At 58.4% G+C, this 11,611-nt stretch carries 15 protein-coding genes; 8 read left to right on the top strand and 7 right to left on the bottom strand.

The genetic code is table 11. The features are described from left to right. From HMPREF9538_RS33405 to xerD, 3 genes are all read right to left on the bottom strand, one after another. Positions 1-71 (bottom strand): hypothetical protein (locus HMPREF9538_RS33405; protein ID WP_416352773.1); only part of this gene is annotated, 71 nt, incomplete at its 3' end. 5 nt (positions 72-76) lie between these two features. Further along, positions 77-790: a bifunctional protein-disulfide isomerase/oxidoreductase DsbC gene (gene dsbC, locus HMPREF9538_RS06710; RefSeq protein WP_002916301.1), complete on the bottom strand. Its 714-nt coding sequence runs from the start codon at positions 788-790 to the stop codon at positions 77-79. A gap of 22 nt (positions 791-812) precedes the next feature. Beyond that, positions 813-1,709 carry a site-specific tyrosine recombinase XerD gene (gene xerD / locus HMPREF9538_RS06715; RefSeq protein WP_004144729.1) on the bottom strand — a complete coding sequence of 299 codons (897 nt, stop codon included), beginning with the start codon at positions 1,707-1,709 and terminating at the stop codon, positions 813-815. 100 nt (positions 1,710-1,809) lie between these two features. On the opposite strand from xerD, the gene fldB reads away from it, so the two are divergent. After that, on the top strand, positions 1,810-2,331 hold the full coding sequence (gene fldB / locus HMPREF9538_RS06720) for a flavodoxin FldB (RefSeq protein WP_002916308.1): 522 nt from the start codon (positions 1,810-1,812) through the stop codon (positions 2,329-2,331). A 6-nt stretch (positions 2,332-2,337) separates the two neighbouring features. Here fldB and HMPREF9538_RS06725 read toward each other — a convergent pair whose 3' ends face one another. Both HMPREF9538_RS06725 and sdhE read right to left on the bottom strand, forming a co-directional pair. Further along, the gene (locus tag HMPREF9538_RS06725; RefSeq protein WP_002916310.1) at positions 2,338-2,748 is read right to left on the bottom strand and encodes a protein YgfX; all 411 of its coding nucleotides are present in this window, start codon (positions 2,746-2,748) and stop codon (positions 2,338-2,340) included. After that, positions 2,729-2,995, bottom strand: coding sequence for an FAD assembly factor SdhE (sdhE, locus tag HMPREF9538_RS06730; protein WP_002916312.1), 267 nt, complete (start codon positions 2,993-2,995; stop codon positions 2,729-2,731). Before sdhE ends, HMPREF9538_RS06725 begins: the two co-directional genes overlap by 20 nt. Positions 2,996-3,240: 245 nt before the next feature. On the opposite strand from sdhE, the gene ygfZ reads away from it, so the two are divergent. Further along, a complete protein-coding gene (gene ygfZ / locus HMPREF9538_RS06735) occupies positions 3,241-4,224 on the top strand; it encodes a tRNA-modifying protein YgfZ (RefSeq protein ID WP_002916313.1) in 984 nt (327 codons plus the stop codon). 150 nt (positions 4,225-4,374) lie between these two features. On the opposite strand, the gene trhA is transcribed toward ygfZ, so the two are convergent. Together trhA and yqfB are read right to left on the bottom strand one after the other, a co-directional pair. Beyond that, positions 4,375-5,034, bottom strand: a complete 660-nt coding sequence (trhA, locus tag HMPREF9538_RS06740; RefSeq protein ID WP_002916317.1) for a PAQR family membrane homeostasis protein TrhA — start codon at positions 5,032-5,034, stop codon at positions 4,375-4,377. A gap of 163 nt (positions 5,035-5,197) precedes the next feature. Beyond that, the gene (gene yqfB / locus HMPREF9538_RS06745; RefSeq protein WP_004144734.1) at positions 5,198-5,509 is read right to left on the bottom strand and encodes a N(4)-acetylcytidine aminohydrolase; all 312 of its coding nucleotides are present in this window, start codon (positions 5,507-5,509) and stop codon (positions 5,198-5,200) included. 49 nt (positions 5,510-5,558) lie between these two features. Between yqfB and HMPREF9538_RS06750 the strand changes: the two genes are divergently transcribed. The 6 genes from HMPREF9538_RS06750 (at position 5,559) to HMPREF9538_RS06775 (ending at position 11,488) form a co-directional block, all read left to right on the top strand. Beyond that, complete coding sequence (locus HMPREF9538_RS06750) at positions 5,559-6,287, top strand: MurR/RpiR family transcriptional regulator (RefSeq protein WP_009485882.1); 729 nt, start codon at positions 5,559-5,561, stop codon at positions 6,285-6,287. A gap of 118 nt (positions 6,288-6,405) precedes the next feature. Next, positions 6,406-7,839, top strand: a complete 1,434-nt coding sequence (bglA, locus tag HMPREF9538_RS06755) for a 6-phospho-beta-glucosidase BglA (RefSeq protein WP_009485881.1) — start codon at positions 6,406-6,408, stop codon at positions 7,837-7,839. A 124-nt stretch (positions 7,840-7,963) separates the two neighbouring features. Then, positions 7,964-8,323, top strand: coding sequence for a hypothetical protein (locus HMPREF9538_RS06760; protein ID WP_009485880.1), 360 nt, complete (start codon positions 7,964-7,966; stop codon positions 8,321-8,323). Between the two features lie 49 nt (positions 8,324-8,372). Then, the gene (locus tag HMPREF9538_RS06765) at positions 8,373-10,382 is read left to right on the top strand and encodes a protein-disulfide reductase DsbD family protein (RefSeq protein ID WP_009485879.1); all 2,010 of its coding nucleotides are present in this window, start codon (positions 8,373-8,375) and stop codon (positions 10,380-10,382) included. Position 10,383: 1 nt separating this feature from the next. Then, a complete protein-coding gene (locus tag HMPREF9538_RS06770) occupies positions 10,384-10,995 on the top strand; it encodes a DsbA family protein (protein WP_009485878.1) in 612 nt (203 codons plus the stop codon). Then, positions 10,985-11,488 (top strand): protein disulfide oxidoreductase, encoded by a 504-nt coding sequence (locus HMPREF9538_RS06775; RefSeq protein WP_009485877.1) that lies wholly within the window; start codon positions 10,985-10,987, stop codon positions 11,486-11,488. The genes HMPREF9538_RS06770 and HMPREF9538_RS06775 overlap by 11 nt, the downstream gene beginning before the upstream one ends. Positions 11,489-11,611 lie beyond the last annotated feature (123 nt).

The following is an 11,611-nucleotide window of genomic DNA, read 5'->3' as shown; positions in this document are numbered from 1 at the left end:
GGGGGCAGGTCGGCGGGGAGTTCGACGCCGTCAACCGCCTCGCGGCGGCGTAGTTGTATCTGTTGTTTCACGCGAATCAGTTACCGCTTGTCTGTTTTTTGTGCTCATCAAGGAACGCCTTCAGCTCTTTCGGCCCCTGATAGCCCGGCAGCACCATGCCGTTACTGAGGACCATCGCCGGCGTACCGTTGACGCCCATCTGCACGCCGAGGGTGTAATGTTTGGCGATATCTACGCTGCAGCTCGCCGGCTGCACGCCTTTACCATTCATGGCGTCATCCAGCGCTTTGTTGCGATCTTTCGCGCACCAGATGGCCTTCATGTCCTGCTCCGCCTGGCTTTGCAGACCCTGTCGCGGGAAAGCCAGATAGCGCACGGTGATCCCCAGCGCGTTGTAGTCGCTCATCTGCTCGTGCAGTTTATGACAGTAGCCGCAGGTAATATCGGTGAAGACGGTGATGACGTGCTGCTCCTTCGGCGCTTTGTAGACAATCATCTCATTGCTCAGCGCGTTCAGCTTACCCAGCAGCAGCTGGTTGGTGACGTTGACCGGCTGCGCGCCGCTCACGTCGTACATCGGCCCCTGGATGATATGTTTGCCGTCGTCGGTCACGTACAGCACGCCGCTGTCGGTCAGCACCGTGCTCATCCCGGAAACCGGCGATGGTTGAATATCGGTGCTCTGCACACCCAGCTTCGCCAGCGACTGTTTAATTGCCGCGCTATCGGCGTGCGCCGCTCCTGAAAGGGAGGCCGCCAGCAGGGTGAACATCAATAAACCTTTTTTCATACTCAGTCCTTTTGTTCAGCACTCACGCCCGCGGGTGGTGCTGTTGATGAAGTTGTCGCAGACGCTCGGTCGCCACGTGGGTGTATATCTGCGTGGTGGAGAGATCGCTGTGTCCTAACAGCATCTGCACCACGCGCAGATCGGCGCCATGATTGAGCAAATGCGTGGCGAACGCATGGCGTAACACGTGCGGGGAAAGCTTTTCGCTGTCGATCCCCGCCAGTACGGCATAGTGTTTAATCCGATGCCAGAAGGTCTGGCGCGTCATCTGCTGGGCGCGCTGGCTGGGAAATAAGACATCCGACGCCACGCCGTTCAGCAGCCAGGGGCGACCATACTCGAGGTAATTTTCCACCCACAGTACCGCCTCTTCCCCCAGCGGCACCAGCCGCTCTTTGTTGCCTTTTCCCACCACCCGCAGCACGCCCTGCCGCAGGCTGATGTCGCTCATCGTCAGCCCCACCAGCTCCGAGACGCGCAGGCCGGTGGCATACAGCACCTCCAGCATCGCTTTATCGCGCAATTCCAGCGGCTGCTCCACCAGCGGCGCCTGCAGCAGGCGCTCAACCTGCGCCTCACTGAGATCTTTTGGCAGCCGCTGCGGTAGCTTCGGCGAGGCCAGCAGCGCGCTGGGATCGTCCGGGCGAATTTTTTCCCGATACAGATGCTGGAAAAAACGGCGCACGGCGCTCAGCAGGCGCGCGGTGCTGGTGGCTTTGTAGCCGCCGGACTGCCGCTCAGCCAGCAGCGCCTGCAGATCGTCGCTGCCAACGCTTGCCAGCGACAGGCCGCGATGGTGCAACCACTCAACTAACATCGTCAAATCGCGACGGTAGGCGCTGAGCGTATTCTCCGCCAGGTTGCGCTCCAGCCAAAGGGCATCGAGAAACTGTTCGATTAGTGCCAGATCCTGTTTCACATCGGCCTCTTTGTTCGTTAAACGCTCTCATTATGCCTTAAGAGGACGCCTTTCTGGTACACTGCCCGCCATTCACGGCAAGAATCGAGATGTTTACGCGATGAATATAGGTCTGTTTTACGGCTCCAGTACCTGCTACACCGAAATGGCCGCGGAGAAAATCCGCGATATCATCGGCCCCGAACTGGTGACGCTGCACAATCTGAAAGATGACTCCCCCGCGCTGATGAGCCAGTACGACGTACTGATCCTTGGCATCCCGACCTGGGATTTCGGCGAAATTCAGGAAGACTGGGAAGCGGTCTGGGATCAGCTGGACACCCTGAACCTCGAGGGAAAGATCGTCGCGCTGTACGGCATGGGCGATCAGCTGGGCTACGGCGAATGGTTCCTTGACGCGCTCGGCATGCTGCATGACAAGCTGGCGACCAGGGGCGTGAAGTTTGTCGGCTACTGGCCAACCGAAGGCTATGAGTTCACCAGCCCGAAACCGGTGATCGCCGATGGCCAACTGTTCGTTGGCCTGGCGCTGGATGAAACCAACCAGTACGACCTGAGCGACGAGCGCATCCAGAGCTGGTGCGAGCAGATCCTCGGCGAAATGGCCGAACACTTTTCCTGACGCGGCTTACTCCTGCGCCGGTTTTTGCAGCACCAGCCGGCGCAGATCGCGCCACTCTCCGGCGTCCATGCTGTCCGCCGCCAGCCAAAGATGCTGTCCGCGCCGGGTATCGACATGGCGCAAACGCAGCAGCATACCGCTATTGATAACCCACGGCGTCCCGAGGATCTCCCATTCGGCGTTTTGCCAGCGAAGACGGGAATCGGTGAGCAGTTTTATCTCCCCGCGACGGGCATGGATCCGCCGCTGGCTGCGCACGCAGTCGAAGACCACCAGCGACAGCAGCAGCAGCCAGATCGGGGTATAGCTCAGCGGCCAGGGAACCAACAGCACCAGGGCCGCCACCACGCCGTGAAGCAGCAGGGAAAACCACTGCGCGCGCCAGGAGATACGGAGATCAGATTGCCACAGGACCACGTTCCCGATTCCGTGTCTGAATTAAGGTTACCATCCGCTGCAGCTCCGCATCGGCCGGTTTGCCGTGGTTCATCAGCCAGTTGAACAGATCCGGATCGTCATTTTCCAGCAGGCGAATGAACAGCTGTTTGTCAGCGTCGCTGAGGGTATCGTACTCATACTCAAAGAACGGCATGATGGAGATGTCGAGTTCGCGCATCCCGCGGCGGCATGCCCAGTGGATACGTGCTTTATTGTTAATGTCCATGTTGACCTTCCAGCAGCAAAATATAGGTTAGTTTAACCCGTTTTCTGCCGTAACTTTACAGGAATATCGCTGAATGCGAGCATCCTTCCATAAAAACCTTAAAATAATGATGGGTTTATTGATTCCCTGCGTCAGGCGGCTGTCTCACGCCAGCGCACAAATGGCCTGTTGAAAGCACTTGCAATGCACTATAGCTCTTTTACCATTGGTCACACACACTGCGTTAAGCGATTCAGGATATGACTATGGCTTTTACACCTTTTCCTCCGCGTCAGCCTTCCTCTTCCGCTCGTCTGCCGTTAACGCTGATGACCCTGGATGACTGGGCGCTGGCGACAATTAGCGGGCCGGACAGCGAAAAATATCTGCAGGGGCAGATTACCGCCGATGTGAGTCATCTCACCGATGCCCAGCATCTGCTTGCCGCCCACTGTGATGCCAAAGGCAAGATGTGGAGCAACCTGCGCGTATTCCGTCGCGAGGGCGGCTTCGCGTGGATTGAGCGCCGCAGCCTGCGCGACGCGCAGCTGACCGAGCTGAAAAAATATGCCGTCTTCTCCAAAGTCACCATTGCCGCCAACGACGATCTGGTTCTGCTGGGAGTAGCCGGCTTCCAGGCGCGCGCCGCGCTGGCGCCGCTGTTCGCCGCCTTGCCCGACGCTGCCACCCCGGTGGTCAGCGAAGGCGCTACCAGCCTGCTGTGGTTTGAACACCCGGGCGAGCGCTTCCTGCTTGTGACCGATGTCGACACCGCCAACCGCGTCACCGACGCGTTGCGCGGCGAAGCGCAGTTTAACAACAGCCAACAGTGGCTGGCGCTGAATATTGAAGCCGGTCTGCCGGTTATCGACAGCGCCAACAGCGGGCAGTTCATTCCGCAGGCCACCAACCTGCAGGCGCTGGGCGGCATCAGCTTCAAAAAAGGCTGCTACACCGGCCAGGAAATGGTCGCGAGGGCGAAATTCCGCGGCGCCAATAAGCGCGCGCTGTGGACGCTGTCAGGGACCGCCAGCCGGGTGCCGGAAGCCGGGGAAGACCTGGAGCTGAAGATGGGCGACAACTGGCGCCGCACCGGTACGGTGCTGGCAGCCGTACAGCTGGATGACGGAAGCCTGATGGTCCAGGTAGTGATGAATAACGACATGGAACCGGACAGCGTGTTCCGCGTGCGCGACGATGCCGGCAGCCTGAGCATCAAACCATTGCCGTATTCGCTGGAAGAAAATTAAGGAAAAGTTCCCGGCTTGCGGCGCTTGCGCCTTAGCCGGGCTACCCGGCCGCAGTATTTTGTAGCCACGGTAAGCGTAGCGCCACCGTGGAATTTCCAGGCCGTAGAGTATTGTAGCCACGGTAAGCGCAGTGCCACCGTGGGATGTTTATCAGGACTGGCCGATGTAAAGATAAATCGCCAGGAAGTGACACACGCTGCCGCCGAGCACGAAGCCGTGCCAGATAGCGTGGTTATAAGGAATACGTTTGCAGACGTAGAAGATGACCCCCAGCGAGTACACCACCCCGCCAACCGCCAGCAACGTTACCCCGCCCACCGCCAGCTTCACCGCCAGCTGATAGACCACGATAAGCGACAGCCACCCCATGGTCAGATAGGTCACCAGCGACAAAATTTTAAAGCGGTGCGCGATGGTCAGCTTAAACAGGATCCCCAGCAGCGCCAGGCTCCAGATGACGATCATCAGCCCCTTCGCCAGCGGTGAATTCAACCCCACCAGCAAAAACGGCGTGTAGGTCCCGGCAATCAGCAAATAGATGGCGCAGTGGTCGAATTTCTTCAGCCACTGTTTCGCCCGCTGATGCGGGATCGCGTGATAGAGCGTGGAAGCGAGGAACAGCATAATCATGCTGCCGCCGTACAGGCTGTAGCTGGCGATCGCCGTCGCGCTGGCGTTTGTATCCGCCGCCTGCACCAGCAGCAACACAAGGCCGACGATACCGAACACCAGCCCGATCCCGTGGCTGATGCTGTTGGCAACTTCCTCTGCCAGAGAATATCCCTGAGTGATTAATGGTTTGCGAACCATACTGGACTCCGTGAAAACAAGAACGCTTTCATTGCCCACTTAGGGTAACTGAGAATGATTCCAGTGAACACCTGTTAGCTAAAATAAAACGATGTATATTTGTAAATACATTAAAATCAAAAAGTTACATTTTTATTTCAACTCACAGCTGTTCCTGATTATCTTAAAGCGTTTTGAATTCAATGACATAAAACTGGCTCTCGCCAGGATAGATGTCGCTGATGACCTGCCGCAGCTGCCCGAGAGTCATATTCTCCTGTTGCGCATGCTGTTCGGTCAGCGTATCGAGCGTCACCGTCGAGGTCGCGGTCACGGCGATGGTGCAAAAATAGCCGTCATCTTCATAGCGCCCAACGCGCAGCACATCGCCGGGCTTAAAGTGCGACTCCGCTGCATCGCGAATGGTGATGGTTTTGCGCCCGGCGAGGATGTCGTCCTGAAAACGCTGAAAAAAGGTAATGTCATTGGCCTGCATGATATAATTCCGTCCTGGTCATTATGAATTGTGAGTTCGCCCTGTGAGTATGTTCTCCCACGCCGCTGTCGCCAGTCTCAATAATCTTGAGATGATGGTCTACCACTACGTCATAAAGAATCGCGACAAAGTGATGTACATGACCATCCGCGAACTGGCCGAAGCCGCCGGCGTCTCCACCACCACCGTGTTGCGTTTCTGCCGCAAACTGCAGTGCGAGGGCTACTCTGAATTTCGCGTACGTTTTAAATTATATCTTGAGCAGAGTGAGCCTCAACAGGCAAATATCGGCGCCAGCGAAATAATGAGCTTTTTTAAAAGCGTCAATAATGACGAGTTCGATGAATTACTCGAGCAGGCCGTCGATATTATTCTCGCCTCCGAACGTATTATTTTTGTCGGCGCCGGCACCTCCGGCGCGCTGGCGAAATATGGCGCACGCTTCTTCTCCAACGTCGGTAAATTCAGCAACCATATTGACGACCCCTATTTTCCGGTAACCAACGATATGGCCCGCAACGCGCTGGCGATCGTGCTTTCCGTCTCTGGCGAGACGGAAGAGATCCTGCGCTTTGCCAGCCAGTTCAGCCTGCATCATTGCAAGGTGATGTCGATTACCAGCCATGAGCATTCGCGGCTGGCCAAACTGGCTGATTTCAATCTCTCCTGGCACGTGCCGCAGACGCGCATTGGCGGGGTCTACGATATTACAACGCAAATTCCAGTGATCTATATTCTCGAATCCCTCGGACGTAAATTAGCGCGCAAAATCAGCTAAAAATAACAGCCTGTTTTTTTGATGTAACATATTACCTTTGGCGGAATTTGTTATATCGTGACATTCACTTTCACTTTGCTAGACTCGAGAACAATAGTTATTAGAGAGATTAGCCAGGATGAAAAAATTAACCCTTCCGAAAGATTTTTTATGGGGCGGCGCGGTCGCCGCGCATCAGGTTGAAGGCGGCTGGGATCAGGGCGGCAAAGGCCCCAGCATCTGCGATGTGTTGACCGGCGGGGCGCACGGCGTGCCGCGCGAAATCACCCACCAGGTCGAAGCGGGAAAATACTACCCGAACCACGAAGCCGTCGACTTCTACGGTCGCTACAAAGAAGACATCAAACTGTTCGCCGAGATGGGCTTCAAATGCTTCCGCACCTCTATCGCCTGGACCCGCATCTTCCCGCAGGGTGACGAAACCCAGCCGAATGAAGAGGGACTGAAGTTCTACGACGACATGTTCGACGAGCTGCTGAAATACAACATCGAGCCGGTGATCACCCTCTCCCACTTCGAGATGCCCCTGCACCTGGTGCAGCAGTACGGCGGCTGGACCAATCGTAAAGTGGTCGATTTCTTTGTGCGCTTCGCCGAAGTGGTCTTCGAGCGCTATAAGCACAAAGTGAAATACTGGATGACCTTTAACGAGATCAACAACCAGCGCAACTGGCGCGCGCCGCTGTTCGGCTACTGCTGCTCCGGGGTGGTCTATACCGAGCATGACAATCCGGAAGAGACCATGTACCAGGTGCTGCACCACCAGTTCGTGGCCAGCGCGCTGGCGGTGAAAGCGGCGCGGCGCATCAACCCGGACATGCAGGTCGGCTGCATGCTGGCGATGGTCGCCCTCTACCCTTACTCCTGCAAACCGGAAGATGTCATGTTCGCCCAGGAGTCGATGCGCGAGCGCTACGTCTTTACCGACGTCCAGCTGCGCGGTTACTACCCGAGCTATGTGTTGAATGAATGGGAACGCCGCGGCTTCAACATCAGGATGGAAGACGGCGACGCGCAGATCCTGCGCGAAGGTACCTGCGCCTATCTCGGCTTCAGCTACTACATGACCAACGCGGTGAAAGCCGAGGGCGGCACTGGCGACGCCATTTCCGGTTTCGAAGGCAGCGTGCCGAACCCGCACGTCAAAGCCTCCGACTGGGGCTGGCAGATTGACCCGGTCGGCCTGCGCTATTCTCTGTGTGAACTGTATGAGCGTTATCAGAAGCCGCTGTTTATCGTGGAAAACGGCTTTGGCGCCTACGACAAAGTAGAAGCCGACGGCAGCATCAACGATGACTACCGCATCGACTACCTGCGCGCCCACATCGAAGAGATGATCAAAGCGGTCACTTATGACGGCGTCGATCTGATGGGCTATACCCCATGGGGCTGCATCGACTGCGTCTCCTTCACCACCGGGCAGTACAGCAAACGCTACGGCTTCATCTACGTTAATAAACACGACGATGGCACCGGCGACATGTCCCGCTCGCGCAAGAAGAGCTTTAACTGGTACAAAGAGGTCATCGCCAGCAACGGTGAAAACCTGTAACTAACCGCCCTCTCCCGGCCGGGGGAGGGCTAATTGCTTATCCGCCAGACACTTCTTTACAGCTTTACCATTGCCAAAACCCGTTCGCCCGTTAAGATAAGCCTCGTGAATATTTGAGGCAATCATGATTAAGCGACAACGCAAAGCCATTCTTTTTGTCCTCCTGGCCTGTCTGGTGGTGCTAACCTGCACCGCTCAACGGATGGCCGGGATGCACGCGCTGGTCATGAACCTCACCGCCGACAGCCAGTCGCGACAGCAAAACCAGGATCAGGCTGAGGCGCCGGTCACGCCGTGCGAGCTCAGCGCCAAGTCGCTGATGGCCGTTCCGCCGATGCTGTTTGAAGGGGCGCTGTTGGCTATCACCCTGCTGCTGGCGGTGCTGGCGGCGATCCCGCCGCGTATCGAACGCCAGTGGCCTCCCCGCGTTATCTCCTCACCCCGATTGCGGGTGCATCTGCGATTATGCGTCTTCCGTGAGTGATTGATTCCCCTGACAGTTCAGGTTAATTCATCACTTACGGAGCAAACTTATGTATATGGTATTCAGGCGACTACTGGTCTGCCTGCTTTGGCTATGGCTGCCCGTCAGCCAGGCCGCCGACAGCGGCTGGCTGCGCGCCGCCGACAATCAACACGCCAGCGTCCGCCTGCGGGCGCAAACCGAGAGCAATGGCGACACTCGCCTGCTTTTAGACGTAGCGCTGGAAAAGGGCTGGAAAACCTACTGGCGCTCGCCAGGGGAAGGCGGCATCGCGCCGGCTATCGCCTGGCACACGCCGCTGGAGGTGAGCTGGCGCTGGCCGACGCCGCAGCGCTTCGACGTCGCGGGCATTTCCACTCAGGGCTATCACGGCGAGGTCAGCTTTCCGATGACGCTGCGCGGGAAGATACCGCCGACGCTTAGCGGCGTCCTGACGCTCTCTACCTGCAGCAATGTCTGTATTCTCACTGACTATCCCTTTTCGCTGGATATGACGACTCCGGCGGGGGAGCGATTTAATTATGATTTTACCCGCGCGATGGGCACACTGCCGCTGCGCGATGGCCTGACTTCGCAGCTGACCGCCAGCTACGTCAGCGGCAAACTGACGGTGACCGCCCGCCGCGATGCCGGCTGGCAGCAGCCAGCGCTGTTTATCGACAGCATGGAGGATGTCGATTTCGGTAAGCCGAGCTTTACCACCCGCGGCGATACGCTGACCGCCACCGTACCGGTCACCGATAGCTGGGGCGAAGCGGCGCCGGACCTGCGCGGTAAAACCTTGTCGCTGGTGCTGGCCGATAGCGGTCAGGCGCAGGAAAGCCAAATCGCCGTCGCCGCCGGCAGCGCCGCGCCGGGGCTGGCGTTAGGCTGGGTGCTGCTGATGGCGCTGGCCGGCGGGCTTATTCTCAACGTCATGCCCTGCGTGCTGCCGGTGCTGGCCATGAAGCTCGGCTCGCTGGTGCAAACCGAAGGTCGCGAACGCGGCGCGGTGCGGCGGCAGTTCCTCGCCTCGGTGTGCGGGATCGTCGTCTCGTTCCTGGCGCTGGCGCTGATGATGACCGCGCTACGCCTAGGGAATCAGGCGCTCGGCTGGGGCATCCAGTTCCAGAACCCGTGGTTTATCGGCGCGATGGCGCTGGTGATGGTGCTGTTCAGCGCCAGTTTATTGGGGCTGTTCGAAATCCGCCTCTTCTCCAGCGCCAGCACTTTCCTCGCCACCAGGGGCGGCAACGGCTTAATGGGCCATTTCTGGCAGGGCGCCTTTGCCACCCTGCTGGCGACGCCCTGTACCGCGCCGTTCCTCGGTACCGCCGTGTCGGTGGCGCTGGTGGCGCCCCTGCCGCTGCTGTGGGGCATTTTCTTCGCCATGGGGATCGGCATGAGCCTGCCGTGGCTGCTGATCGTTGCCTGGCCGGGTCTGGCGCAACGACTGCCACGCCCGGGCCGCTGGATGAATCATCTGCGGGTGGTGCTGGGGCTAATGATGCTTGGTTCAGCGCTATGGCTGGTCAGCCTGCTGACGATCCACATCGGCCGTACGCCGGTGCTTACCCTGCTGGTGATTCTGGCCATCGCCCTGCTAGTGGCCACCGCCTGGCGCTACCGCTGGCGGACGGAGCTGCGCGCGGGCGCCCTGGCCATCGTGGTAGCGGGCGCCGTCGCCTTTGTTGCCCAACAGGACGGCCAGGGCCCGCGCCGCGACCGGGTTAACTGGCAGCCGCTCAGCGAGCAGGCTATCGCCAGCGCCCTGGCGGAGCATAAACGGGTATTTATTGATGTCACCGCCGACTGGTGCGTGACCTGTAAAGCCAATAAATACAACGTGCTGCTGCGCGACGACGTCCAGCAGGCGCTGTTAGCGCCAGACGTAGTCGCCCTGCGCGGCGACTGGAGCCGCCCCTCCGCTGACATTAGCCAGTTTTTAACCGCACGCGGCAGCGCCGCGGTGCCGTTTAACCAGATTTACGGACCGGAATTGCCGCAGGGACAGATTCTGCCTGCGCTGTTAGACCGCGAACACCTTCTCGCCACCCTGTCCGCCGCTAAAGGAAAATAACATGAGAACTATCACCGCATTATTACTGCTGTGCGTATCGGCCTTCAGCTTCGCCGCCCCGGCGGAAGAACCACAATCGAACGGTAATGACCAGTTAGCCCAGCTGCTGTTTAACGATCCGAATAGCCCGCGCACCGGCGCGAAAGAGCCAAAACTCACAATCGTCTCGTTTACCGATTACAACTGCCCTTACTGCAAACAGTTTGATCCGCTGCTGGAAAAAATCGTCCACGATAATCCGGACATCCAGCTCATCGTTAAGCTGCTGCCGTTTAAAGGGCAGAGTTCGGTGAATGCCGCTAAAATCGCGCTCTCCACCTGGCGTCAGCAGCCCGATAAATTCTGGGCGCTGCATCAGCGGCTGATGGCGAAAAAAGGCTATCACGATGACGCCAGTATCGCCGCCGCGCAGAAGAAAACCGCCACCGATAGTGTAAATATCGATGACAAGACCATGGATTCGCTGAAGATGAACCTGATTTTGTCGCAGGTGCTGAATATTCAGGGCACCCCGGCAACGATCATCGGCGATCAGATGGTGGCCGGCGCGATCCCTGCTGAAGAGCTGGAGGGGCTGGTGAAAGAGCAGCTGGCGAAAGCCCGTGGCCAGTAAAATCAGGCGCTGGCTACGCGAGCTGGCGGTGTGGCTGCTGATTGGCGCGGCGGTGAGCCTGGCGGTGGATTATTTTCGCCAGCCCGCGCTGCCGCAAAACTTCAGCGCCACATCGCTGCAGACACTCGACGCCAGGACGCTGGATCTGAACGCCATGAGCCAGCAAAAGCCGCTGCTGCTGTACGTCTGGGCGACCTGGTGCGGAGTCTGTCGCTATACCACGCCGTCGGTGGCATCGCTTGCCGCCGACGGCGGCAATGTGCTGACGGTAGCCCTGCGTTCCGGCGATAACGTCACGCTGGAGAAGTGGCTGACCAGGAAGAAAATGGCGCTGCCGACGGTGAATGATCCAAGCGGCCAGCTGGCGCGGCAGTGGGATATCCAGGTAACGCCAACGCTGGTGGTCATTTCTCAAGGCGAGGTAAAGTCGGTTACCACCGGCTGGACCAGCAGTTGGGGAATGCGCCTGCGGCTGTGGCTGGCCTCCTGGTAGACCGTCGGGCTTTAGCGGTTTTTATGCCGGGTAAGGCGTATCCGCCACCCGGCCTACCATTCGGCTTTGACCCCGTAGGCCCGGCAAGCGCAGTGGACTGACCCCATAAAGTTGGATGGTTCA

Origin of the sequence: Klebsiella sp. MS 92-3, assembly GCF_000195655.1 — a bacterium.
Lineage (GTDB): Bacteria > Pseudomonadota > Gammaproteobacteria > Enterobacterales > Enterobacteriaceae > Klebsiella > Klebsiella pneumoniae.
The sequence above is the reverse complement of the archived record's forward strand: the minus strand, read 5'-3'. Positions and strand labels throughout refer to the sequence as shown.